The organism is Paenibacillus sp. J31P13 (genome assembly GCF_056269295.1).
On the sequence record NZ_JBWDNR010000004.1, the window covers coordinates 215,654 to 242,421 of the forward strand.

Annotated in this window: 20 protein-coding genes; 6 read left to right on the plus strand and 14 right to left on the minus strand. The window is 43.5% G+C overall.

The genetic code is table 11. From position 1 onward, the window contains the following. Positions 1-72 precede the first annotated feature (72 nt). The 5 genes from AC0YOD_RS15345 to cls all read right to left on the minus strand — a co-directional run bounded on the left by AC0YOD_RS15345 (position 73) and on the right by cls (position 5,698). Positions 73-513 (minus strand): VOC family protein, encoded by a 441-nt coding sequence (locus AC0YOD_RS15345; protein ID WP_475800195.1) that lies wholly within the window; start codon positions 511-513, stop codon positions 73-75. A 294-nt stretch (positions 514-807) separates the two neighbouring features. Then, positions 808-2,262, minus strand: a complete 1,455-nt coding sequence (locus AC0YOD_RS15350; protein WP_475800196.1) for a catalase — start codon at positions 2,260-2,262, stop codon at positions 808-810. A 114-nt stretch (positions 2,263-2,376) separates the two neighbouring features. Then, positions 2,377-3,258: a winged helix-turn-helix transcriptional regulator gene (locus AC0YOD_RS15355; protein ID WP_475800197.1), complete on the minus strand. Its 882-nt coding sequence runs from the start codon at positions 3,256-3,258 to the stop codon at positions 2,377-2,379. Next, positions 3,243-3,632 carry a Fur family transcriptional regulator gene (locus AC0YOD_RS15360; RefSeq protein WP_475800198.1) on the minus strand — a complete coding sequence of 130 codons (390 nt, stop codon included), beginning with the start codon at positions 3,630-3,632 and terminating at the stop codon, positions 3,243-3,245. The genes AC0YOD_RS15355 and AC0YOD_RS15360 overlap by 16 nt, the downstream gene beginning before the upstream one ends. A gap of 617 nt (positions 3,633-4,249) precedes the next feature. Next, positions 4,250-5,698, minus strand: a complete 1,449-nt coding sequence (gene cls / locus AC0YOD_RS15365; protein WP_475800199.1) for a cardiolipin synthase — start codon at positions 5,696-5,698, stop codon at positions 4,250-4,252. A gap of 224 nt (positions 5,699-5,922) precedes the next feature. On the opposite strand from cls, the gene AC0YOD_RS15370 reads away from it, so the two are divergent. After that, positions 5,923-7,239: a deoxyguanosinetriphosphate triphosphohydrolase family protein gene (locus AC0YOD_RS15370; protein WP_475800200.1), complete on the plus strand. Its 1,317-nt coding sequence runs from the start codon at positions 5,923-5,925 to the stop codon at positions 7,237-7,239. Between the two features lie 98 nt (positions 7,240-7,337). Here AC0YOD_RS15370 and AC0YOD_RS15375 read toward each other — a convergent pair whose 3' ends face one another. Further along, positions 7,338-8,309: a nucleoside hydrolase gene (locus AC0YOD_RS15375; protein ID WP_475800201.1), complete on the minus strand. Its 972-nt coding sequence runs from the start codon at positions 8,307-8,309 to the stop codon at positions 7,338-7,340. Positions 8,310-8,392: 83 nt separating this feature from the next. On the opposite strand from AC0YOD_RS15375, the gene AC0YOD_RS15380 reads away from it, so the two are divergent. Continuing rightward, positions 8,393-8,548 (plus strand): DUF1540 domain-containing protein, encoded by a 156-nt coding sequence (locus AC0YOD_RS15380; protein WP_475800202.1) that lies wholly within the window; start codon positions 8,393-8,395, stop codon positions 8,546-8,548. A gap of 76 nt (positions 8,549-8,624) precedes the next feature. Here AC0YOD_RS15380 and AC0YOD_RS15385 read toward each other — a convergent pair whose 3' ends face one another. Further along, positions 8,625-9,512 (minus strand): M15 family metallopeptidase, encoded by an 888-nt coding sequence (locus tag AC0YOD_RS15385; protein WP_475800203.1) that lies wholly within the window; start codon positions 9,510-9,512, stop codon positions 8,625-8,627. Between the two features lie 333 nt (positions 9,513-9,845). On the opposite strand from AC0YOD_RS15385, the gene AC0YOD_RS15390 reads away from it, so the two are divergent. Beyond that, a complete protein-coding gene (locus tag AC0YOD_RS15390; RefSeq protein ID WP_475800204.1) occupies positions 9,846-11,708 on the plus strand; it encodes an LTA synthase family protein in 1,863 nt (620 codons plus the stop codon). A gap of 109 nt (positions 11,709-11,817) precedes the next feature. Here AC0YOD_RS15390 and bcp read toward each other — a convergent pair whose 3' ends face one another. From bcp to AC0YOD_RS15410, 4 genes are all read right to left on the minus strand, one after another. Then, positions 11,818-12,291, minus strand: a complete 474-nt coding sequence (gene bcp, locus AC0YOD_RS15395) for a thioredoxin-dependent thiol peroxidase (RefSeq protein ID WP_475800205.1) — start codon at positions 12,289-12,291, stop codon at positions 11,818-11,820. A 43-nt stretch (positions 12,292-12,334) separates the two neighbouring features. Next, the gene (locus AC0YOD_RS15400) at positions 12,335-13,393 is read right to left on the minus strand and encodes an asparaginase (RefSeq protein ID WP_475800206.1); all 1,059 of its coding nucleotides are present in this window, start codon (positions 13,391-13,393) and stop codon (positions 12,335-12,337) included. Positions 13,394-13,550: 157 nt separating this feature from the next. Further along, entirely contained in the window at positions 13,551-14,882 is a 1,332-nt protein-coding gene (locus AC0YOD_RS15405; RefSeq protein ID WP_475800207.1) for an ABC transporter substrate-binding protein, read from the minus strand. Between the two features lie 156 nt (positions 14,883-15,038). Further along, positions 15,039-16,625: an AraC family transcriptional regulator gene (locus AC0YOD_RS15410; RefSeq protein WP_475800208.1), complete on the minus strand. Its 1,587-nt coding sequence runs from the start codon at positions 16,623-16,625 to the stop codon at positions 15,039-15,041. 213 nt (positions 16,626-16,838) lie between these two features. On the opposite strand from AC0YOD_RS15410, the gene AC0YOD_RS15415 reads away from it, so the two are divergent. Next, positions 16,839-17,453, plus strand: a complete 615-nt coding sequence (locus AC0YOD_RS15415) for a PadR family transcriptional regulator (protein ID WP_475800209.1) — start codon at positions 16,839-16,841, stop codon at positions 17,451-17,453. Further along, positions 17,453-19,318, plus strand: a complete 1,866-nt coding sequence (locus AC0YOD_RS15420) for an ABC transporter ATP-binding protein (protein WP_475800210.1) — start codon at positions 17,453-17,455, stop codon at positions 19,316-19,318. The genes AC0YOD_RS15415 and AC0YOD_RS15420 overlap by 1 nt, the downstream gene beginning before the upstream one ends. 530 nt (positions 19,319-19,848) lie before the next feature. On the opposite strand, the gene AC0YOD_RS15425 is transcribed toward AC0YOD_RS15420, so the two are convergent. After that, positions 19,849-23,064, minus strand: a complete 3,216-nt coding sequence (locus tag AC0YOD_RS15425) for an MMPL family transporter (RefSeq protein ID WP_475800211.1) — start codon at positions 23,062-23,064, stop codon at positions 19,849-19,851. A 27-nt stretch (positions 23,065-23,091) separates the two neighbouring features. After that, positions 23,092-23,529 (minus strand): MarR family winged helix-turn-helix transcriptional regulator, encoded by a 438-nt coding sequence (locus AC0YOD_RS15430; RefSeq protein ID WP_475800212.1) that lies wholly within the window; start codon positions 23,527-23,529, stop codon positions 23,092-23,094. A gap of 355 nt (positions 23,530-23,884) precedes the next feature. On the opposite strand from AC0YOD_RS15430, the gene AC0YOD_RS15435 reads away from it, so the two are divergent. Beyond that, on the plus strand, positions 23,885-25,630 hold the full coding sequence (locus AC0YOD_RS15435) for a methyl-accepting chemotaxis protein (protein WP_475800213.1): 1,746 nt from the start codon (positions 23,885-23,887) through the stop codon (positions 25,628-25,630). Positions 25,631-25,699: 69 nt separating this feature from the next. Here AC0YOD_RS15435 and AC0YOD_RS15440 read toward each other — a convergent pair whose 3' ends face one another. Then, positions 25,700-26,587 carry a TetR/AcrR family transcriptional regulator gene (locus AC0YOD_RS15440; RefSeq protein WP_475800214.1) on the minus strand — a complete coding sequence of 296 codons (888 nt, stop codon included), beginning with the start codon at positions 26,585-26,587 and terminating at the stop codon, positions 25,700-25,702. Between the last annotated feature and the right edge of the window lie 181 nt (positions 26,588-26,768).

The window sequence follows — 26,768 nt, forward strand, 5'->3', positions numbered from 1 at the left end:
CAACGACGAAAAAGCGTCTTATCTCTCCTTCGCTGGATGAGGTAAGACGCTTTTTTATTTACGTTAAAGTAATTACTCGGAGCCAGTATCTTGCCATACGTTAAACTTATTTCCGTCAGGGTCCTTGAATTTAAATTGTAAACCGCAGCCATCATGATCAACCAATGGCTCCACATTGACTCCTCTTTCACGCAAATGATTATGAAGTTCTATAATATCTTCAACCTCAAATGTTAACGAAAACATTTCATAGTTGTCTCCATCCCATTGCTTAGTCATAAAGTTAGCTGTTTTCTTATCAAGTGATTCAAGCAGAAACAGCCATTGCCCATTTCCTAAGCTAAGAATAGCTCCATCTGGCTCACGTCTTCTTGCTGTTAGTCCAAAGGTTTCCTCATACCATTTAACTGCCAACTCCAAATTGGAAACAGGCAGATAATTACTGAGAACCCTTTTCAGAAGAGGCTTGCCCATGCTTTTCTGCTGCTCTGCTGTATTCAACTGTTTTTCCATTTCGCTCACTTCCGCCTTTCCACTTTTTTATTCGATTACGATATATAGATGATTTCATATAATCAAAGCCCCAAAGCCGTCACAAGTGACATATATACTAAATTTCGCAGTCTTCTCATTAACTTATTCTTCCAAACATTAATCATTCCCTGCATATAGAAAATATCATTTTTCCCATCAAAAAAAGAGCAATACGCGCGGTCACATAGGACTACGAATATTGCTCTTAGATCTATTTTATTTTATGCAGCACCAGGAGGGATATCAATAATAGTTGAAGTATGAAAACCGTATTTAAACCTGAGGCATGTATTTGCGGATATCGACATCGAGCGCTTCGGAGAGCTTCATTCCGAGTGTACGGTCCGCGCGGAAGAAGTTGCAGATCGCACGAAGTCTGATCTCGTCATTGGTCTGCTCCAGCTCACCGACAATATTAGTGGTCAAGTTAGCTTGTTCCTCTGACGAAAGTGAACGGTAGCGTTCGCCAGCTTGCGTGAAGTCATCTGTTTTATCGATTTTTTGACGACCTGCTGAGCCTTGCAGCGGAGCAAATGAGTCTGCGAACTCTGGTGCCTCTGTAAGCTCCTGAGACAGGCTGTTCGGCTCGTAGTTCACTGGAGATGGATCTGCCTTCATTGTCATTGCACCATCCCGCTGATGATTGCGTACGGGCGCATACGGGCAGTTGACAGGAATGTGTAGGTAGTTGGCGCCAAGGCGGTAACGCTGAGAATCAGGGTAGGCAAACAATCTGCCCTGCAGCAGCTTATCCTCCGACGGCTCGATGCCTCGAACGAGAGCGCTAGGTGAAAAAGCAGATTGCTCTACCTCTGCGAAATAGTTTTCAGGATTACGGTTTAACGTCATCGTACCAACCTTCACAAGTGGATACATGTCCTCTGGCCATACCTTAGTTGGATCAAGCGGATCGAACGCATAGCGCTCTACATGATCCCTCGGCATAAGCTGTACATGAAGCGCCCACTCTGGGAAATTGCCCTGTTCAATGGCAGTATGCAAATCACGAGTTGCATGATTGAAATCTTTGCCCTGCATCTCGCTTGCTTCAGCAGCAGTAAAGTTGCGTACGCCTTGCTGTGATTTCCAGTGGTATTTCACATAGGTTGGCTTGCCGCTTTCATTAATCCATTTGAAGGCATGTACGCCAAAGCCATCCATTTCACGGTAACTCGCAGGTGTTCCTGCATCTGAGAACAACCACGTAAGCATATGAGTAGATTCAGGAGTAAGCGTCATGAAATCCCAATAACGGGCAGGGTCTTGCAGATTGGTGGCTGGTGATGGCTTTAGAGAGTGAACCATATCCGGAAACTTCATTGCATCGCGGATAAAGAACACCGGCAAGTGATTACCCACAATATCATAATTGCCTTCTTGCGTATAAAATTTAACTGCAAAGCCGCGCGGATCACGAGCTGTCTCCGGTGAACCGCTTGCGTTAATTACGGTTGAGAATCTTACGAAGACAGGTGTCTCTGTTCCTGCTTCTCCCATGAAGTGAGCCATTGTATGCTCCTTCATGCTGTTCTCTGTCTTAAATACGCCATGAGCGCCAGCACCGCGAGCATGTACAACACGCTCAGGCATACGCTCTCTATTGAAATGAGCCAGCTTCTCCAGCAGATGATAATCTTCTAATAGAACAGGTCCACGTTGTCCTGCTGTGCGTGAGCTTTGATTATTGGCAACAGGTGAACCCAAGTTAGTCGTTAAATAGTTTTCCATAACAGCACCTCATTTATTGTTTTATATATTTAGACTTGATCTAAATCCATAAAACAATCATAAAGGATGAGCAAAAGACTGTCATGAACAGTTGATGAAAGAAAGATGAATATTTTATGAAAGGGTCCCTAGATCATAGGCATCAGCAAGCCGGTAGCCCGCTCCGCGCACCGTTACAATATATTTAGGTGCTACTGCGCTGTCCTTCAACTTTTTACGAAGGCTTTTGATATGAGCGTCAATCAGATTGCTTCCGCCATAAAATTGCAAGCCCCAGACTGTATCCAGCAAGGATTCACGAGACAGCACAGAACCATCCGATGAAATAAAATGCAAAAGCAAGTCATATTCCGTCTTCGTTAGATCAATTCGCTTCCCATCACGATCAACGGTCATTTTTTTCATATCTATTCGAATATCTTTAAAATTTCGTATATCTTCATTTATCGTATGGGCAGCAATCGCTGGCTTATTCGTAAGCATGCTGTTAATCCGTTCAAGTGCATCCTCTGATTTTGCCGGCCATACCAATAGCTCAGCAGCTCCAAGTGCAGCAACATCTCGCGCATCATAAGAATGCTGGTCTAGCAGAACAAGAACAGGTACACCTTGCGCCTCAGCAGATCGAAGCAATTCGGTACCAGCCTGGAGCGTGTTACCACCTGATGTATGGAGGACTGGAATCGCATCATATACAAGCAGCTCAGGCTGCAAGCTCTGGAGCATGCTTTTATTGAAATCATGCAAGGAAAATACATCAAAACACTCTGCAGATAACGCGACTAGCAAGCTTTTCACACGCTCTGGCAAGGGGCTGATGATCATAACACGCTGCGTAAGCGAGCAAAGTGCACCGGTTTGATTCAAGCTTTTATTTAGGCTTTCTTTAGCGTTTTGTTTTAAACCGTCATTTGAAATGCCCAGTTCTCCATTCCACTGCCCGGTATTCATCTCTATATGATTCATAGCATTTCCTATAGTCATTTCATCGCGCATTTTTCACATACCCCCTCTAGTACAACCTTCGCATGCTCAATCGTATACTTCGTCTCTGCCGCTGCCTTCTCAAGCCATTCCACAGGGAGCTCAACAAGCACCTCGTCCACGCTGCCGCACTTCGTGCATACAATATGCTGATGCTCATCCGTACGCGCATCGTAGCGGCTTACAGCTTCTCCGAGCTTTAGCTCCGTTATAAGCCCTGCATCCGTTAGATAACGAAGCGAGTTATAGACTGTACCATAAGCAAAGTTATGTCCCTTCTCACGCAATCGCTCAATAACATCAGCTGCCGTTGGGTGATCATGAGCAGCTTGTACGACCTCCAAGATGGATTTACGCTGTATAGTTAAGTTGATTTTGTTTGTCATTATGATCATTCCTTATATACTGACTTTAGACTAAGTATAAATTGAAGCTTCAGAATGGTCAACCGAGCAATCGATCGCCTGCCTGGCTTTATTCTTCATATAATAGTCTTTTCCATTCATTCTTTTAGCAAAAAAACATAAATAAAAAATTTGTCGAATTAATAATCTGAATATTTACAAAATTCACACAATAGGTTATACTAAGGCTATCTTAACCGAGAGGGGATAGTCCATTGAAGTAAGTTAGCGATGCATGTCTCATCAAGTCGGGAAGGAGTTCCGAATAAACAATTTGGACATGCGGGGACCATAATCGTAAGGATGACGTCGACGCTTTGACATTCTTTTAGGAAGGAACTTGATCGGTAAATCGTCTCTTAGCAGCATTGAGGTACTTATTTGAAAGCATGAGTGGATTTGAAACAAATCGAAAGGAATTTGATCGAGGTCAGTAAGGTTCAGGTCCGAAGTCGAAGTGGTTTGAATCAAATCGAAAGGATAAGAAGAAATAGTGGAAGAAGCAGATCGGAGAGTTAGAATAAATTGAATAGTTGTAAACCCAGCACATGAAGGGCTTCTGGTTATCTTAGATAAGCAGAAGCCCTTCTTACGTCTGTCTATAGGATGGGACTCAATAAACGTGAAATGGATTCTTTGAAACGATTGAAAAGTGGACGAGCAGCGTAGATCTCAGGTGTTAGTTCTGTACTGTCCGCTGTATCCATCTCAAAAATATGCTGCAGCTTTGCAGCTGTATCCGTATCATAAATGAATGCATTCATCTCAAAATTCAATTTAAAGCTGCGAATATCAAGATTGGCTGTTCCCACTGAAGCAACTTTACCGTCAATGACGAGCGTTTTGGCGTGCAGGAACCCTCTTTCGTATAAATAGATTTTGACCCCGCCATCAAGAAGCTCTCCCAAATATGAATGCGTCGCCCAGTAAACAAAGAAATGATCCGGCATACTGGGAAGCATAATCCGAACATCAACCCCAGATAGAGAAGCGATCTTAAGCGCAGTCATCAGACTGCCATCCGGTATAAAATAAGGCGTCTGCATCGAAATGGTTTCTTTGGCTGCATAAATCATTTTTATATACGAGTTTTTGATTTGCTGGTATTCCGTATCCGGACCGCTTGCTACAAGCTGCATCCCGATGTTGCCGATATCATTGCTCATAATAGGAAAATATTTTTCATTGAGCGGAATTTTACCCGAGGCTGCAAGGTTCCAATCCATCAAGAACTGCGCTTGCATTTGCAGAACGGCAGAGCCCTGCACCTTCAGATGCGTATCTCTCCACTCTCCAAAATGCTTATCCAGTCCCAAATACTCATCGCCAATATTAAACCCGCCGATATAACCGACTTGTCCATCAATAATAACAAGCTTGCGATGGTTCCGATAATTGATCTTTAAATTCAAGTAAGGAATTCGCGATGGGAAAAAGGCAGCTTCCTGACCTCCTGCCTCCCGAAGAAGCTTAAAATACCGACTCGGCAATCTGGAGCTGCCAATATGATCGTAAAGAAACTTCACCTCTACGCCTTGGGCTGCCTTCTCCGCCAGAGCTTTCACCAGACGTCTGCCTAGAACGTCATCACGCACGATGTAATATACCAAATGAATATGATGCTGAGCGGCCTCAATATCAGCTATTAATGAATCGAATTTCTCATTGCCGTCAACAAATATTTCCACCTTATTATTACTCGTAAAAACTGCATAGCTCGTTTTTAAGTTCATATAGATCATGTCCTGATAGTTCTGCATAGAATGATCATTAAAAACCAGCTCTCGATCCTTCAGCTGGCGCATTTGCCGCTCGATCGTATGCTCAATAATTCTCTGACTATCTCCTAGCAGCTTGTAGAGCTTCCTTCTTCGGACCTTCTGACCCAATATTAAATAAAGGATAAATCCAAAAACGGGAATGAAGAAGAGGATCATCAACCAAGCCCACGTCGTGCTGGCATTCCTTCTTTCAAGAAAAATGACGGTAATCGCCAAAAAAATGTTTAACAACGTAATTACTGCGTAAGCGTTTTGCAAAATTACCATTGTATTACAGCACCTCAGTCATATGTAAAAGTTAATGAGATCATACTCTATGCACAGTGTATGTTCAAGCTGGAAAATATGCTACAATTTCAAACATACAAGCATTTCGCAATAAATGAAAGCTAAACATTTGTTCTGTTTCATGTATAAATACTTTATGAAATCGAAGATGATAGGAGTATTATCATCCAAACAACTCGCTGAAGTAATACTGGAGGTAAACCATGGACATCAGAAAACTCCGACTAGATGAGAAATCACTTGGCACCTTAAGTGAAGAACGAGATGAATATGAGCGTGATTACGCACGGCTTATTCAATCCCCCGCCTTCCGCAGACTTCAGGGGAAATCACAAGTATTTGGCGCAGGGTCGGGCGACTACTATCGAACAAGACTTACCCATTCACTAGAAGTCTCTCAAATTGCGCGTGAGGTCGCTCGCAAGCTGGGTAAACAATATGAGTTTTTAGCGCGTAAAGAGCATCCCGGCCTTATCCTTGATCCTGCTGTAGTAGAAATTGCTGCACTGGCGCATGATTTGGGACACCCCCCGTTTGGACATAAAGGCGAGGAAGTACTTAATCATATGCTTACCGAGGAATATGGCATTCCCTATGAGGGAAATGCGCAAAACTTTCGCATTTTAATGTTTTTGGAGAAGCGAGCGGGAAGCGGCAGCGGTCTTGACCTAACATCAGCTGTATTGCTTGCTGTTAATAAATATCCGTTTGGACTTCAAGAGCCTGGGCGCCTTAAAGGCGTTTATGGTACCGAATGGAGTGAAATTGAGCATATACGTCGGTCTTGGGATATGCCGATCGGTTGTTCCACTCTGGAAGCACAGCTAATGGATTTATGTGACGATATCGCTTATTCCACTCATGATATAGAAGATGGCATACGTGCTGGAAAAATTCAAATGAATGCAACCTTCTTTGAGGATAGCAGACTTATCGATCATTTGGTGCAAGAAATTGTTGATGACAAAGGAAATACTGGAATCGGATGGGATAAGGTAGACATTCCCGCGATGGTGAAGCGTGTGCTTGCTTCTTATTTGGCGCAATGGGAAGCTTTATATGTGAGCTGCGATCGTGAATCTTCTCGCACACGGCGGGAAATGAAGGCTAGGTGGGTAAGCCTGTTCGCAGGCAAGGTTGGTATTATTGATGATGCTGCACGAGGATGGAAGAAAGTAACCTTCGTCCAAAATGGGCATCAGGATATCGAATTGCTGCGTACGATGGAAATTTTGAAGAAGCTGGCTTGGGTTACGCTCATTAAGGATTTCCGAGTACAACGACTGCAAATGCGCAGTGAAATTATGATTCGCAGACTATGGGATAGCTTCAAAGTACAGGACTCCGGCCGTCTCATTATTCCGCCGGATTGGATTGAGAATTATGAGCAGCACAAGAGCAAATGGAGCTGGCCGCGTTTCGTAGCTGATTATATATCCGGCATGACGGATGCCTATGCCGAGAAGGTATATGCTGAGCTCTATGCCAGCAAATCAGGCTCTATCTACGAAATGGATTAAGAATACTCGCCATAGGTGGAGAACGGCTCCCCTATCATACTTACAAGAAAATGGTGGTGCAGGAGTAAATCCTGCTCCACCATTTTATATTAGCGGCATTATTTTTTTGTAACGATTGTGCTGACAGCACTTGCGGAAAGATCCGTAATGTAATCGAAGAAGCGAACAGGATCAACATCATAAACGAGACTAACTGGACGACCGTCTTCGCTCTCCACTGTACGTCCTTGACTAGGACCGTCCTTGATTACGCTGCTTTGTACCGTTTTGATCTGAACGAGATCAGGATTGCCCACGACAGCCGTTGTGAGAACATCCCACAAGTAGTAAGTTGAATTTGTTTCCATATATACGAGCGGAGGACAAGCAGCATAGCATTGTCCAACGAAATCAAGACCATCATGCTTCCGCAGGGAAGCCCAACGATTACGAACTTCAGTAGTAAGTGGAACCTTATTCGTGCTCTCAAGTGCTACGAGAAGAATCGGTATGCTGCTCGCCCACACGCGGTGAACGGCTTCTGGATCCCAGAATGCGTTCCATTCTGCCGTACCATCATGCTCCGGCTCTTGGACATTGCCGCGTTCATTAAACGTACCGCCCATCCAAACAAGCTTTTCGATTTTCTCCTCAACGTCCGGCGCTTCATCCAATACTCTTGCAAGATCAGTAAGCGGGCCCGTAAATAGAAGAGTTACCTTCTCATCCGAGTTACGAAGAAGCTCAATCATATGTTTATGTGCAGGAACATCAGCAACCTTCGTTGCAATCGTTCCAGCCTCATTAAGTATAGGAAGTGCATCGACAAAGAAAGTATGCATACGCCATTCAGCTGGGAATGGGTTAACTCCGCGTGAATTCGATCTTGCAACCTCTATCGCACCTGTTTTCTCAGGATTGCCGAAACGATCAATAATTTTACGGCTGGCTTTTTCTCCAGGCTCTAAGTATCCATCCGCTGGGATAACACCAACACCTACCAATTCAACATCCTTCATTTGCAGCAACAGAAACAATGAAACGAGGTCATCTACGCCTGCGTCATGATTAAAATAAAGCTTTACTCCCATCTGTATCCATCCTTTCTAATGCCTTCTAAGTATAAAACGATATATCGTTTGTCCATCCTAATGGTGAAGGAGGTGAATTGTCAATGGCTAAGGATGTGCTTTGTGAAGTGAATTCATGCAAGTTCTGGGCAGCGGGAAATAACTGCGCTGCTTCATCTATTTACGTTGTAAGTAACCGCGGCAAACAAGCTAGTCACTCCGAAGAAACAGATTGCAAAACGTTTGAAGCAAAGATCTAACGTATTGCTCCACCAATAGATGGCTGCGCAAGCTCCTCTGTATGAATAAGAAGGCTTGCGCTGCTCCTATTGCCCTTTATTTTGCAACAGGAACGGCATCAAAGTACTCTTCTAGCGTCTCTCCGCTTTCAGCAAGCTCAGCAGCGATTTCCTTGCCAACATAACGAATATGCCATGGCTCATACTGATAGCCCGTAATGTCTTCCTTGCCTTTCAAGAAGCGAATAATAAAGCCATACTCATGTGCATGCTTCTCCAACCACTTTGACTCCTTCGTATCACCAAAGCAATCTGCCGCCGCACACTTACCGTCGCTGCCGGAGACATCAATAGATAAGCCAGTTTCATGCTCGCTTGTTCCAGGGAATGCACTGTAGGTTAAAGCTTTCTCCTTGCCGTCTCTCTTGACATAACGCTCAAATAGGGTCTTTTGCGTGCTATGTGAACGGTAAGCAGAAACGCCAGCTAATAGGATATTGTCATCCTCTGCTCCTTTAAACAGCTCTTCCAGTGCAGCAGCCGCTTCTTTGCGCATTTTCCTTTTGTCTATTTTCTCCGAAAATACAAATCGAACGTCTGGATAAACTAAATCAGAAGGACTATAGTTTTCCGGCAGTTTATTTTGCTTATTAACGAGCACTTCAATACTTTCGGGTTGAGCGATTACATTTATTCCGTCCTCGGTTTTCCCAGCTTGTCCATTACCAGGAGATTCTTCAGGCTTATCCGTAGGTGTGGACGGTGAAGGTGAAGACGTCTCCGGATCATCCGTTTCATTAGGCTTCTCTGCCCCAGATCCTAGCTCTCCCTGTACTTCTCCGCCATTTTCTATCGTTTCCGACCCGCCAGCCGCTCCTTTTGGCGGAATCGTCGTTGAATCCCCCTTATTCAGCAAAGTGTAACCAATGACCATAATCGCGCATAGTGTAACAAAAAACAAAAACCTTCTTCTTCTCTTCTTCATGTGATGCCTCCAGCTGTTAGAATTACATATAATTTGTTTAATTATGAATATATATAATCATAGTCTTCTTTTCTCTTATTAATAGACTACTAAAACCTAGGCAATGTTTCAATGAAGCAGATAGTCTTTTTCACTGGGGCAGCTGCATAAGAATAAACCTTCATTAATACGTATTTTTTAACATGGGCATGAAGGAGTGATTTGCCTTTTGACATTCGACCCCAATTAGGAGCATAATGGATAAGAATTTACAGTACGATATCATTAAATTAAAGCGGGATGGCTGAACTCTAGGAGACGGCCTGTTTTTGCTGTGAAAGGTAGGCGAATTATATGTCATTTCTTACACCCAAACGATTGCTTGGCACTCGTCCCATCCTATTCTTCTCGTTCATTATGCTTCTTAAGAGCTATCTTGCTTGGATGGTCATTTTCGAAGACGGATTCTCATGGACCACTATTTTAAAAGAAATACCGTTCGTCCTTATCGTTTATTGTTTAATAGAATGGTTCTCGTCCAAGCGAAAGCTAACATATTATTTAATAGCGAACTTACTAATGACACTCATTTTGTTTGCCGTCATTATGTACTATAAGTATTACGGCGTTATCGTTACTTATCTCGCGCTTCAACAGGTGAATCAAGTTACTGCGGTCAAAAACAGTGTATTCTCGCTGATGGACCCTTATTATCTCTTAATTTTCATCGACATTATTATTATGGCAGTTATTTTATTCCGTCCAAAAAAAGCAGTTAACTGGAAACAAGCAAGCGCGCGCAAAGAAAGCAAGCGTCTAGTTATTGCCCTATTTACTATTTCTGTTGGTCTTTGCTTGTTTAATATTTTGCCAAACCGTGCAAGTATGAATGAGATTGTTAAAGCAGAGCAAATGGGTATTCTTAATTACGAGGCGTATATGATTTTCTCTAATAAAGAGATAGATTTCGTTGATTCGAACCATATTACACAAGAGAAAATATCAGAAACCAAAAAAATACAACAGCCGGTCGCACCCCTGCTTTATAAAACGGCTGAAGGCAAAAACGTCATTATTATTCAAATGGAATCATTCCAAAACTTCTTGGTTAATTTAAAGATAGACGGTAAAGAAATCACACCTAATATCAATAAGCTAGTCAATGAAAACTACTATTTCAAGCATTTCTATCAGCAGGTTGGTCAGGGCAATACCTCTGATGCTGAGTTTGTCGTCAATACTTCCTTCTACATCCCGCCGCGTGGTGCGGCAACAATGACCTATGCAGACAAAGAGCTTCCAAGCTTGCCGAAGCTGCTCAAATCACATGGCTATGACACAACAACGTTCCATACGAACGTCGTTGAGTTCTGGAATCGTGGCGAGCTTTACAAGGCGCTTGGCTTTGACCGTTATTATGACCAAAAGTTTTTTGGTGATGAGGATACCGTATTCTTCGGTGCATCGGATGAAATGCTTTACAAGAAGACAGCTGCCGAAATGGAGCGTATGAGTCAAGACGGAAAGCCGTTCTACTCTCACGTTATTTCTATGACATCCCATCATCCATTTACAATTCCAGAATCCAAATACAAAATGGAGCTGCCTGAGCGTTATCAAAAAACATTTGTCGGCGATTATATCCGTGCTCAAAATTATGCCGATTATGCGCTAGGCTTATTCATTGAAGATTTGAAGGAACGCGGCATTTGGGATGATAGCTTGATTGTGCTGTATGGTGATCACCTAGGCTTGCCAATCTATTCACTAGACCGTGATGACAAAGAACTGATGGCTGAAATTTACGGCAGAGAATATGGCTATACCGATATGATCAACATTCCGCTTGTTATCGCATCAACGGGTATAACTGAACCTAAAGTGTTTGATCAGCTTGGCGGTCAAGTAGATGTGCTTCCAACGATTGCGAATCTGCTTGGTGTCTCCTTGGATAATCAGATCCACTTTGGTCAAGACTTACTGAATCAAACGTATAATGTGCTTCCGCAGCGTTATTATCTGCCAACGGGTTCATTCTTAAGCAGCAAAGAGCTGTTCATGTCCGGAAGCGGCTTTGAAGATGGCAAACATTATTCATTAGCCGGTGACGGCAGCTCTGAGCAGGAAGCAACAGAAGATGAATTCCAGCGTGCGCTGGAGCTTCTGAATCTATCTGACAGTTATGTAAGCCAGCTTCCTAGCTGGAAAAAGAAATAATAGCTACGCCTCAACTGCAACAACAAAATATTGCAGTATAAAAATAAGAAAAGGGTTATCCGATGCTAGCTATAGCCGCATGGATAACCCTTTTTAACATCTTCTCATCCTACATGCTTTTTACAGACTCCAGCACTTCCTTCACGTGACCGTCCACGCTAACGCTGCGCCATTCCTTAACGAGTGTCCCTTGCTCATCAAGCAGGAACGTCGACCGTTGAATGCCCATAAACTCCTTCTCATTCCAGCTTAACAGCTTCCATACGCCGAATAGCTCGGATACCGTATTCTCGGTATCTGACAAAAGCAAGAAAGGCAATTCATGCTTATCAACAAATTGCTCATGCGAGCTAAGGTCGTCAGGGCTAATACCGATAACCTCAGTATTATGAGTACCGAACTCTCCGTTAAAGTCACGGAAATCACAGGACTCCGTCGTGCAGCCGGGAGTCATATCCTTTGGATAAAAATAGATAACGAGCTTTTTCCCTGCAAAATCGGATAGCTGAATTTCTTTTCCGTTCGAAGCTTGAAGCTTAAAGTTTGGTACTTTATCTCCTACTTGCAATGGATCTTGTCCCATGGTTCATGCTCCTTTAAACGATTTAATAGGTACAAGAATCATTCTATACCTTATTGGTCTCGTAATACAAAGTCGTCCCTGTCACAAACGATTCAATATTCTCTTTTCCACCATTCATACCGTATGCAAGCATAAGCTTGGTTATAGCTGCTTCCATAGACATATTTTCAATAACAGTAGCTCCTGCTTCTATGAGACGAAGGGAAGAGGAATACAAGGCAAATGATCGATCTCTTATCGGACAAATATAGAAATCGATGCCTTCTAATTGACAACGTGAAATAAATTGCAAAAGGGAATGAGGTCCCTCTTCAGTCGCATTTGCCGTACCTGAATGATGCAGATCATGCAGCACAGCCTTCGGCTTCTTATCTGTAAATGAATAATAGGAATAGTTCAATCCTGGATACGGCTTGATATATACGATGCTGTCATCTATGACTAAAGTCTCTGGCTCCCACTTATACAAAGCTTGATGCCCTTGCATTAGCTGCTGCGGTTTAGGATTGCGCTTAGAAGCGTTCCACTCGAAGTGACGATCCAACATCATTCCATAAGATTCCCCATAAGGGCTTCCAAATTGATCGGTAAAGGATACAGCCTGTGTAATTCTCGTTCCCAAATAAACGAGCGGCTGGCGCTGATCATTCTCATAAACGACAAACACACCTGGCAATCGAGCATCTGCTATGAAATCAATAGCGTTAGCAAAATTCCGGCTGCCATTGCTCCGCTCATCGTCAAGCGCATAATTGCTTGCTGTCAAAACAAGCGGCACGCTCGTATTCGCGAATAAATAACTAATCATAGCTGCGCTATAGGCCAGTGTATCTGATCCATGGGTCACAATTATACCCATATAGGCGGACAAGTCGATTCTGCGAATTGCGGATGCCAGAGCATGCCAATCGCTTGGTGTTATATTTTCGCTAAGTAAATTAAGGGGCTGTATCGCGTGCAGCGTGACATCGTCCCTTACTGCTGGACAGTTATTATAACTATCTATCAATGAGAAGGAACCCGACTGATTAACATCGATGCTTCCTCCTTGCCTCTTGCTTCCAATCGTTCCCCCCGTAAATATGACTAACAGTTTATTCATTTTGCTCCTGCCCTTCTTGCTTGATCACAACTTTGCGTTGCTGATCCTATGTTCTTCTTTACAGCTTACCCTCGTCGTATCCATTGATACGCGAAATGTTCGCCTACCCTCTTCTATGCAAAAAAAAGGTGCAGCCAAGTAAATCCCAGCCCACACCTTATCTTAATACAAGTGAGGCCCTCTGCTCCACCCAAAAATCATTAAATTGTTCCAGCAGCTCTTCTGCAGTCATTTTTCCCACTATGTAGTCTCGGCCTAACTGAGTGGCCATTTTGAAGTACGTATTAAATTTTGGATAGTTATAAGCGGGCTTAACCCCTTTAAATTTATCTGGATTGTTCTGCATTAACGTATAGGGCATATAAGGGCCTATCGAATAAATATCTTGATCATCCGCGCTGCTGTAAATAGAAATAGCTCCAGTAGCCTGTGCAAAAAATTCATTGTTAGACTCCGAAGAAAGATAGGTAATGAGTGCCCAGGCCTCGTCCTTATGCTGGGATTGCTGGGCAATACCCCATCCCGTTGCACCGACATTTGAATGAGAGACACCATCCAATCCTGTAGGCAAAGGCGCCGTTGCCCATGTTCCTCCCTTCAGCTTCTCTGAAAATATGCCAATGACATCGGAATCTTGAATGAGCATTGCTGTTTGACCATTTAAAAAAGCGTTAACTTGATCATGAAAGCCCCAATCGATCGAATCCGGAGGAGAAATCTCCAATCCAATTTTACGATACAAATTCAAAGCGTCCACTGCTTTCGGATCTGAAAAAATTGTATCGCCATCTATGAGAAACATAGAATCTTGTGGATTTACGTTTACACCATTATAATCCTGGATGATTCGAGTCAGATTAATAGCTGCACCCGAGCCTCCCCGAAATGCATACCCATACTGACCTATTTCGGGCTTCGTCAGCTGTTTGCCAACGAAATAGATATCCTCCCATGTCTCGGGAACTTGAAGCGCTTTCGCATCGAACCAATCCTTGCGGTAATATAACTGCGATTGGTAGAGGCTGCTTGGCATATAGTAAGCGATATTCTCATAATTTCTAGCTGTAAGCTTAGCATTGTCACTCAGCTGCCCGTAATTCTCCCATTCCGTCAATAACGTTTCTAAGCTTAAAATAAGTCCGCGAGAGGAATACTTATGAACGGTAATATCCCTGACTTCCACAATGTCGATCTCTCGCTCTGACTCCAGCATCGACAAAATCGTTTCATCTGCATTATCGTAAGAAGGAGAAACCAGTTCTACTCGAATATTTGGATATTGGGATTCAAACCCCTTAATCAGCGCTTTAAGTCTTTCTGTTCGCTTCGGATTAGTTAAACTCTGAACGACCTTTAGCCTTACCTTCTCTGAAGTGATGGAGGACTTAGAATCAGCATTATTTTTACTGCTATTGGTGCAGCCTGCGATCATTATCAACATAAGCACACCTAAGAATGAATATGCAGCCAAGCTCATAGCCCGGTTCATAAATTCCCCCCCGACATTAAAGTAATTCCTACTTTTGTTTATCGGCTTTTGACGTCCTAATTAATACAGCTATCAAGCTAATAATTTACAAAATTTAAAAACTTCGCTAGCTTGAGCTAGCTTAATTCAAGTAATGTCCTTCAGCAGCTTAATCCACTATCCCATTTCTCCTTGCGAGCAGCCAAGCAGTTGACGAACGGTCTCATCAATGAGCGCATCATGAACGGTTGGATTGTAATTGAGACGATCGTTATAAGTGATAAACATACACTTTCTCTCTTCATCTGATTCCATCAAGCGATTCCATTCGCTCAGAAGCTTAGCGCAATAGGTATTCGAAACAATGCTCGGCACTAGAAACATGATTCTGCTGCAGCCTAACTGGGCAATCTCCTCAAGTGAAGTCATCTCCGTCATTCCCAATTGGTTTAGAGCAGGCGGCGGCATGATATGTAAATCATCATAAAATAAATCCTTCATCTTGCGACAGCGCATTCCAAATAATCGGAAGCCAAATGAATCAGCCTGCACCACCAGAACCGGCTTGTCGCTTATATTGTTTCTCAATAGTAAGCGAGCATTCTTAACCTTCAAAGCGTAGTAGGATAGCCAGCGCTCAGCCACTGTAGTCAAACCCAGAACAGCGCTAATTTTGATCAGCCTGTCCTTCCAAGAGTATCCCTTCCAATCCAGCATAATGACCGGTGCTATAGATGAGCAGGCGGCATACATTTCGTCATCCAGCATACCCGCCAAAATCAGTTCTGGCTCCACTTCCTGCAATTGGCGAACGACTCCCGCTGGGTCTAAACGGTTGACCTTCACAAAATACAAAGAAGCCGTCATGCCAAGGGCTGATAAATCTCCCGTAAATACAGAAACAAGAGTGGCAACTTTCTTTTTTGCTAAATTTCCATATTCAGTTGGTGCTAAACCCATTTGTTTCTTAAACAATCGACTAAAATAATATTCGTCCGGATAACCGACTGAATGTGCAATATCCACAATGGAAGAGGATGAGCCTGAGAGAAGCTCCATTGAAGCATCAAGTCTCAGCTTCGTTAAATATTTTAACGGGCTCAGGCCGGTATAGGTTCGAAAGGCTTGATAAAATCGGCTTGCGCTTAAGCCCGATGAACGAGCCAGCTCCTCCATATTTATCGGTGTGTTAAACTGCTCCAGCATGAAGTGCTTCGTCCACTCCATATAACTTTTTAAATCGCCTGCCGTTTTCTCCGACTGCTGCAGCGATGTGATAAGCGCAGCTGCCATCGCATACAATTGAGCCTGCTGCTGATAATAGAGCCCCATACCATTCTTTTCAATTTCCCTTTGGAATTCATGAATCCAGCTTCGAGCTTGGGGCATACGAAATAGCTTTATGCCTGTCTCATCCTTATAGGGCAGACCTTCCTTGCAAGCATCCGTTTTGCTTTTCGTATTGGCCGGTTCACATCGAAAGCGAATAAGCGCAACTGAAGTCTGCTGAATACCTCCATTATGCAGCGTACATACGCAATCCGGAGAAATAAGAAACAGCTCGTCTGCTACTGCTATTATTGAGGACTCCTCCTCATGCTCAGCAATCGTAATCCTAATGCTCTGTTGCATGACAAAGGCAAAACAATGCTCATATCTGACCGGCAGTTCGAAGCTTTGTCCACCTGCAAGCTTCAATTCATCAAACCCGATATAAAAAAGCGCAAGCTCATTAAATCCGTTTGGCTGTCTCGACATATCCATTCACTTCCTTCCTATTGCCTATAATTTTCACTCGTTTGTAAATAATAATAATAATCATTGTCAATGATGTTAGGGGGCATGATTTTCCCATTCTCCTGATAGGAGCAAGGGATACTTCACATAAGCCCCCAAAAATTAAGTTGACGAGAATACGATATATCGGTTACTTTTAGAATACGATATATCGTATTACGAAATTCGAGGTGATTTTACATGAGAGATAGACAACCAAACCATCCACAAGAGCAGCTCATACCTGCTAAAGACACAAATAACCATTCCGAACGACGAAACTCCGGCAAACGTTATTTTGGCCGCGGAGGCGTGAAGATCGCTCTTCTAAAGCTGCTCCAAGCCGAACCCATGCATGGCTATCAGATGATGAAGGCGCTTGAAGAGCAATCAGGCGGGCTCTATGCTCCAAGCGCGGGAACCATCTACCCTACGCTTCAAATGCTGGAGGAACGCGGTTTTGTATCCATCATGGAGGATAGCGGTAAGAAAGTATACAGCATTACCGAGCAAGGCCGTTCTGCTTTGACCTTGCTTCCAGACAAGCCAAAGCAAGATTTTGAGGGTAAAGGCGGTTATTCCGCTGAAGCCGAGTCCTTTCGCAATGAGAAAATTCGCCGCAAGCTGGGCTTGTCCAATGAATCCTTCGATCTGCTCATGCTGGTGACAAGAGCAGAACGTGAAGCCTCTGCAAGTCAGGAACAGAAAACAAGATTAACAAAGCTTCTAAACGATCAACAGGAGCAAATCAATCATTTTTTGGCTCAAAACCAGTCCTCCAAAGCGGACAAAGATGACGAAGGCGGGATAAACTAATGGCTTACCCTCATCCCGCTCCAGGAGCACCGGGCAATCGGTCGTTTCAATCACCACCTGCTCGTCCTGAGCCAGGCAGCATTTGGGCGATGTACAAAAGAATGTTCTTCCATTTGCGCTCTCACTGGCTTCTAATCGCCGGTGCTTTCATTTGTATCGTATCGGTCTCACTGCTTGAATTCTCCATTCCGCAGCTGACCCAATATACCATTGATACCATTATTCCTAATCATCGCTATGACGCTTTAGTTTGGGTTGGCGCCGGTGTGCTTGGCACTGCGGTGCTCCTTGGCGTTTTTAATTTCTTCAGCAGCTTATTAATGGCCTCAGTCGGTCAACGTGCCGTTTATGACATTCGTAATGAATTGTATCGGCATATACAGAAGCTTGATATTGGTTTTTTTGACCGCAATCGGACTGGTGATCTCATGTCACGGGTAACGAGTGATGTGAATATGCTTCAGCAGCTCGTCTCGAACGGCATGATATCTCTCGTTACGGACTGGTTTACATTTATATTTGTTGCCTCATATATGCTTTGGATTAATTGGCAGCTGACATTAGTTGTTTTAATTACATTCCCTATTATGATCGCAACCACTCAGTTTTTTGGCAAGCGAATGCGCTCGTCCTTCAAAAAGGTGCAAGAGACGGTAGCCGAGGTCAGCAATCATTTGCAAGATACGCTCTCATCCATACGATTAATTAAATCCTTCTCCAATGAAGAATACGAATCTGAACGATTCTCGTTTCGCAGCGAGAGCAATATGAATGCCAATCTTCATGCTGTTAGAATTCGTTCCTTGTTCGAGCCCTTTATTGATCTGCTTCTGTTCGTTGGTCTTGCCGCTGTCCTTCTTGTAGGGGCAAAGCAAACGATGGATGGCAGCATGACACTAGGTACGATTGTTGCTTTCATGGCTTATTTACGACTTCTGCAAAATCCAATTCGTCGATTTAGCCGCACAATCAATACCATTCAACAATCAGCAGCGGCCTATGAGAGAATCGTCAGTATTCTGAACACAAAGCCCGCTATATACGATGCAGCTAATGCCATAGAGTTGAAAGAGGTTCAGGGCGGTGTAGAATTTAAAAATGTCAGCTTCGCCTATCACAATGAGGTGCCTGTTCTAAAGCACTTCGATTTTACTATCGAAGCAGGAAAAATCACTGCCATCGTCGGCTCATCCGGCGCCGGAAAATCAACCATTACCCATTTGATGACACGTTTTTACGATCCCCAGGAGGGTGTTGTCACCATAGACGGGAAGCCGCTAACGGACATAAAAATCAAATCGCTTCGCCAGCATATGGGCATCGTCTCGCAAGATATCGTACTTCTAAATGGAACGATACGAGAAAATATCGTGTACGGCAAGCCTGATGCAACAGACGAGGAAGTGGAAGCAGCTGCCAGAGCAGCTAGCGCTCATGATTTTATTATGTCCTTCCCTGACGGTTACGCCTCTCAAATAGGTGAGCGCGGGGTCAAACTGTCGGGGGGACAAAAACAGCGCGTTTCCATTGCCAGAGCTATTCTAAAAAATCCTCGGCTTATTATTTTGGATGAAGCAACTTCATCACTCGATACGGAATCAGAGAAATCCATACAAGATGCGCTAACCAACCTGCTTGATGGCCGTACCTGCCTCGTCATCGCACATCGCCTATCCACGATCCAAAAGGCAGATTGCATCTATGTTCTGGACAAAGGCGAGGTTATCGAATCAGGTACGCATGAATCTCTGCTTCATCAGGGCGGAAAGTATAGTCATCTTTACGAGCTCCAATTCCCTCAGAAGATGGAACAGGAGCCGATTGAAGCTGTTCCACCCATACGAATGAAAGGCAGATCCCGTTAACGACTTCATGGCTGACGTTTTTAATAAGTTACACTTACCTGAACAGCTTCAAGCCTACCATAAGCAAAACCGTACCGAGTTCGATTTAGTTTCATCATTTGAAATTATAATATCCAATAAGATGTTCTATCGTAATCTAGTTTCACGATTTGATGCTAAATCACGTTTGTCCATTAATTTTAGTCATCATTCACGTTTTAGTATTGAATAGTGAAACTAATTGGTTCATTTGGATAGCTGGTTCTTCTTTAGTTTCAAAAAATGATACTATTCAGCTTAATCTATTCACATCGTCTTTCTGCTTTACGCTTTACAGTTGAATATGATCTAACAAATATTATCTTACCAATTATTAAGCACAAATTAACAGAAATGCATTGAGCCACATTGACCTCCATCTATTCATCCCTTCAACAAATCAACTACTTTAATCTATCGCTCTAACATGAGAATCAAAAACAAGGGGTTACCGATCAGGTTCGTTGCTAACGACCTGAGGTAACCCCTTTGCTTATCCTTCATGGCTTGCTTTAAATCGATGAATCCTGAGAGGCTTCAAGTACATGACTGCCGTGTGGGCGGTCAGCATGATTTTTATCTTTTGGTGCATGTTTGCTGCGACCCATAAACGGCCACCAGTTAGCCGGTCCAAATGTACGTACCATAACCGGGATAAACAATGGCAGCATAAGCATCGCATACATGAACAATCCGCATAATACGATTGTTGCAATTTGCAGCAGAGACATAACGCCAGATGGGAGCATTGCAGCAAAGGTTCCACCGAGAATAACAGCTGCTGACATGATAACTGTACCCATATTTTTCATCGCTTCAAGAATGGCTTCCTGCGGCGATAAGTGACGATACTCCTTGAAGCGATCCATTAGGAATATACTATAATCAATGCCTAGCGCCACCAGCATAACGAAGCCGAAGAACGGCACTGCCCAGCTGATTCCTGACTGACCTAGTATCCGAACGAATATAACCTCTGCAATCGCCATCGAGGAATAAAAGGTAACAAGCAGCGATGCGACTAAATAAAGAGGCATCACAATCGAACGGAATAAAATGATAAGAATGATCGAAATACCGATTAGCATCAGAATGACCGTCCGTGAATAATCGGCATTCGAAATGTTGCTAAGATCGTTATTCATACTCGTAACTCCGCCCACTGCAATCTGCGCACCGCTGTAATCAGTCCCTTGAAGGGCGCGATTGCTGGCTGCTTCCAGCTCATCAATCTGAGCCATCATTTCCTGTGAGTAAGGATTGCCGCTGAACACAACATCAAACTTCGCTGTTTTACGATCCTCTGACATATAAACATTTAGTGCAGCTTGGAATTCCTCGTTCTTAATCGCTTCTTCCGGAATGTACCAGCCCGACATTTGTTTATCCGGTGAGCCAGACAAACCATTCAAATAACCTCCGGCAGACGTCAAGCCATCTGTTACCTGCGTCAACCCGTCAACGCTTTGATCTAGACCATTCGTGAGGTCACCCAGCTGATCATTGAGAGCGGCGAAGCCTTGTTGCAGCTCTTTCTGACCGTCAGACAAGGAATTAAATCCTTGTGTTACGCCTGGCAGCTTCGATACGATTTGTCCTTGACCATCTGCCGCCTTCTTAATTCCGATTTGCAGTTGAGCAAGACCATCAGCTAGCTTGCCAAGACCAGATGCGAGCGCCGATTGCCCTTCCGATGCTTGAAGAAGGCCCGCATTCGCTTGCGTCATGCCTGCCGATATACCGGCAAGCTGTTTATTCATTTCTGTCAACTTCCCGCTGATTCCAGCAGCTCCTTGCTGCAGCTGAGCCAGTGTGCTCAGCGCTTCCTGAAAGCCCTCATCGGTTTTGAGATCAGGGTAGCTGTCCTGAAGACCGCTTAATCCTTTCTCTACGCCAGTCAAACCTTCAGCCAGCTTAGCCTGCTCAGAAGCAATGGCTGTATAGGCTCCTGTCAATTGGCCCAATCCGCCGCCCAGCTGACCGTAGCTGCTTAGCAGCTGCTTGCTTGCAGCAGCCAGCTGTTCCGCGCTGGTTTGAGCTTGCTGCAGACCCTCTGTAAGCTCAGCAGCTCCGGCTGATCCATCCAGCAAACCATTCTGAATTTGTTTCAACCCATCGCCCAGTTGAACGATGCCTGCCTTCAAATCATTCGTACCGCTGATTAGCTTGCCTGCCCCATCAACCGCTTCATTCAGCTTCGGCGCATTATCACTAAGCGCCTTGCTTGCTTCGGAAAGTCCATCTCCGATTTTCCCTAATCCTTGACCGCTCTGGCCAAGTCCGTCCTCTAGCGTGGATACTTGATCCGATACAAGAAATTGATCCATAATCTCGCCAGTCGGACGCGTTGCGCTGCGAACGACCTTAACGCCTTCCGTCTTCGCAAGCTCACGACTTATTTGTTCCAACGAAGCAAGCCCTTCCGGTGTATCAAATGGCTTATCTGCTTTAATAACAACTGTTGTTGGCAAAGAATCACCAGGGCCAAAGCTATCTGAAATAATGTTAAATGCTTTTACGGAATCATATTTATCACCGATCTCATCCAGTGAGTTAAACGAGATGGTTCCTTTGTAAGCCGTCAAGAAAGGAACGATGATAACCGCCAAAATAATAAGAGCCCATAAAGGCCGTTTCAGTGAAAACTTCCCTACCGTGCCCCATAGTTTGCTCTGCTTGTGCTCAAGCGAGCCTTTGGCCGGCCAGAACAGCTTCGTACCCAGTACGGCCATAAAGAACGGAACAATAGTGAACAACGCAATCAGCAATACGGCTACACCTACCGCCACCGCTACAGCCGAACGATACAATACGAAGGTTGAGAAGCCGATGGATGCAAAACCGACCAATACCGCGAGCCCAGAGAAGAGTACGGTTTTACCAGCGGTCTTGTACGTATGAATAATAGCTTCAGTCTTGCTGTCATGATGCGCCAGTTCTTCTTTAAACCGACTAATCAGCAAGATGCAATAATCCGTTCCTATACCGAACAGAACCGCAACAAGGAAGATTTGCGTAAAATTCGAGAGTGGAAAGTCGAAATATTTGACCAAATAAGAAACTACAGATTGCGATATCAAATAAGTAAAGCCAACCGCAACAAGCGGCACCAACGGTGCAACCGCCGAACGGAAAACGACAAACAAAATGATCAAAATAAAACCAAGCGTGATGAATTCTGTCTTCTTAAGCCCCTCCTGCGAGCTTTGAACAACATCCTCCGAAATGAGCCAGTTGCCGGTGTAATAATGATCTACCTTTATATCAGAGATAGCAGCATATAGGCCGTCACGAAGCTCAGAAAGCTCACGATCGCCTGCTTCCACACTCACAAGCGTAAGAATGGTGCTCCCATCCTCCGATACCATTTGTTCTTTTAACTCTGGTGTATCGAAATGGCTTGTAACAGAGAGTACGCCAATATCCTTCCCTTGACTCTTAAGCTTATCGATGCCGCTCTTCACACTCGCTAGATCAGCATCTGATAATCCACCTTCTCTATGGAAGACAAGCACAGTGGCCATGCCGCTGCTTGCCCCAGACTCATCCGCTCCGCCAATTGCCTCTTCCAAGTCACCGGCTATGGTCGAAGAATAGCCATCTGGCACCATTACTTGCCCCTTTGTACGAACAAGCTCCTCCATGTTCGGCGCGCTTAACATCAATCCAGCAGCAACGACAAGCCACAGCACCAATACCAGCCATCTAAATTTTAGTACGGTTCTCATCTTTATTCCCCTTCCAGCTAGTTAGAATTATGAGTTCATCATGACATCCGCCAGCTTCTCGAACGTCTCGATAAAAGTTCGCGCTTCCTTCTCGTCAAAATAGTTGATGTAATGGGCTAGGATCTCTTGAATTTTCTCCTCCATCAGGTCGCATAACCGTTTTCCCTCATCGGTCAACGTTATGTAGGTAACTCTACGATCCTTCTCGCCTTGTATGCGCTCAATGAGATTTTTATCAAATAGCCTTGTAATAATGGCCGTTATAGAGCTTTTTCCTACACAAAAAATATCTGCTAATTCAGACGAAGTGCTGCACTCGTGAGATCTTAAATATCGAAGAGTAGCAAATTGGTCAATCGTGAGCTGTTCCGGCAATTGATCGCGAATCATTGCATTCAATCGGCGATTAACACGAAAGTTAGCTTCCTCATAGCGCGCGATCGTTTCCTTTATATCCAATTCCACAAAATAGTCCTCCTTCTTCTGCTGACCTCATATATTGTCATAAAATGATTCTATTGTTGAATAGTTCAACAATAGAACTATATCAAAGGATTTCATTCCGATCAATGACTTTAGTGTGAACATATCGTGAACAAATACCCAGATGTTGTAAAATTTTTTCTTAAAGGATTTAACAGTTTTCTAACAATAGTCACCATATTTTTCTAATGTCTGTTTGATAAGGTTAGGAAATGGATGCGATAACGAAAATGGACTTCAAAATATGTAGTAAAGCGGTTTTTGATCTACATAATTCTACATATTCGGACGATAATCAACTAAACAAAATTTATTGATAAGGTGTGTGCGTATTCACATGATACGGTTAAAAGACAGAAGCTTAGTTATTACTAGCTCTATAGTGATTTCCATTCTTATCATTTTGGTTGTTTCAGCCATTTACGTTTTCTCTGCCAAGGATCAGCGTAAAACATTTATGAACGATATTCATCGTACGGCTGAAACCAACGGGTTTCTAATAGGGACGGACTGGGATCTATTAGACATAGCCAATACAGATATTACATCAGGTAAAATAACCCACACTCAAACCTTTGCTATGCTTAAGGAAAAGCTCGATGTGATGACTAAAAATATTCTAATTACGAATGCCTATCTGCTTATGCCTGAACTGACTAAGGAAAACGATAAATCGTATCTTATAAGCATGCACAGCAGTGAAGCCATGCTTGCCAAGGAAGGTGAACCCGGGGCGAAGTTGGCGTTAGAGCCCGCGCAGGCTGCCGCTTATGATGAAATGATGAAGACAGGGCAAGCCTTTTCCGACGTATTTACCGACAGCAATGGCACATGGATTACTTATATGACTACGCTTAAAGCAAAAGACGGAGAAATTATTGGTATATATGCAGCTGATTTTGATTACGACTTTGTAGAAGAAAGTCTTAGTAAATCGATGATGAATATCATTGCGGTCGGATTAATTTCAGAAGTCGTGTCAATTACTATCATAATTTTTCTCATTATCCTTGTACTCCGGCCGCTCAAAAAACTCGCTGTCGTATCAGCTGCTGCAGCCAAGGGCGACCTGACGCTTGCCGTAAAAGTACATAACAAAAATGAAATTGGTCAAGTGTCATTAGCATTTAACGAGATGATTTCAAGCTTGCGACAGCTTACAGGCAGTATTCGCTCCACCTCCGAGGAGGTTGCTGGCTCAGCCCAACACATGCAGCAAAGCGCTGAACAGACATCAAGAGCAACTGAGGAAGTAACGGAAGCTATTCAAGAGGTAGCTACCGGCACCGATACGCAGCTGCAAAGCTTCCAAGAATGTCAGCGTGCTATGAATGAAATGACAATCGGCATTCAGCGTATAGCGGAGTCTACTTCCGCTACTTCGGAGCTTGCTGCGGATACGACTAAGCTTGCATCAGAGGGCGAGTCGGTTATCGATCAAACTCTTCAGCAAATGCAAGCCATTGAAACCAATGTCGCTGCAACCGTATCTACTCTTCATGAACTAAAGGAGCAAAGCGACCAAATCGGGAACATACTTGCCCTTATAGGTGATGTAGCTAAGCAAACCAATCTGCTCGCGCTTAATGCCTCCATTGAAGCAGCAAGAGCTGGCGAGCACGGTAGAGGCTTCGCAGTCGTTGCTCATGAAATTCGCAATCTAGCTGAACGCTCCAAGGAATCCTCGGAGCAAATTGAGACGATTTTGCACAGCATTGGCAGCAGAACGACTGAAGCTGTGAATGCGATGGAGCAATCGGCCATTGCCGCAAAAGAAGGATCAAATGTTTCCGCACAGGCCGGTGAGTCCTTCCGCGCCATCGTGCATGCCATCCGTGATGTATCAGGTCAAGTGCAGGATGTTTCGGCAGCAGCCGAGCAAATGTCTGCTGGCAGCGAGCAAATTGCCGCATCCCTTGATCAGCTGGAGCATATTACGGCATCTGCTGCTGGCAACACGCAGCGTGTTGCAGCAGCATCAGAAGAGCAGCTTGCTTCCATGCAAGAGATCGAAAGCTCGTCCGAGCAGCTTCGCAGCTTAGCTTTAAATTTAAATGATGCAATCAATCGCTTTAAGGTCTAAGCATCCAGCAATAGCGATTCGCAAACAAAAAAAAGATGACCCCTTCTCCTAAGAAGCGGTCATCTTTTTTTATATCATTTTGGATAATGCTTTACGGTAACTTTCAAATTCCTTTGTCTCATTAAATACAGCGCACATCTCCAAAGATAGCAAAGCGCTCTCAATTAAATAAATCCTCGGCTCCTTATTATTCATAAGCTCCTCTTGAATAAAGTAAAGCAGCTTCAAATAGGTCTCTAGCTTCGGATCGTCCCCGGTGAATCCTTTTTCAATCGTTTTTCGCAAACTGTTCGTCGCATAGGAAAATTCATTATTAAAAAAATCAGAATGATCTAAATCAGGCAGCAGCTTATGAACATGATCCGGTGTGAAGAGTTGAATTTTTTTTTCACTTACTTCCTCTACCGTTGTTTTTATACGATCCATGCTGTAATCAATGATTTCTTTTAGACTAATCGTTACTTTCATCGCGTTGCTGGTTTGAAGCATGCTTTGCACAAAGCCTGTAAACAGGATGGCGCAATCAAATAAATAAGGCTTCTTGTCTTCAGCAAATAAATTGATGAACCGTTCATGTACCCATTTTAAAAATAAAAATTTAGATTGCTTAACAAACAGGATTAAATCCGTATCATTAGACACTATGGCATCCTCTACAAGCTGCAGCAATTTATTCTTTTTATTTAATTTCATTACGAATACAACTTGTTCTTTAAAAATGTTCATATCCGCAATATCTTGTCCAATAAGCAGCGCATTTCGCTCTTCCTCCAGCTTGCAGTGAATCAAAGTGAATACAGCCTTGAAGAGCTCCCCTTTGGAATCAAAATAATTATAAAATGAACCCTTTGAAATACCGCTGTGATTCAAAATATCTTGAATAGACGTTGCATGGTATCCCTTTTCAATAAATAATTCATGCGCTTTATTGATTACATGCTCTTGTCGTTTATTCATATATAATCATGCCCCTTTAAATGGACTAGTACTTTCCTTCATTAGATTATCTCATTTTGACCATGATTACAAATTTGAACTCATAGTAAAATTTCCAGTTGCTAAACCTAAACGAAGAGCGTATTATGTATTCTATTGGAACAACAGTTCAAACTTGTACCGTTAGTATTGATTCTTTTTA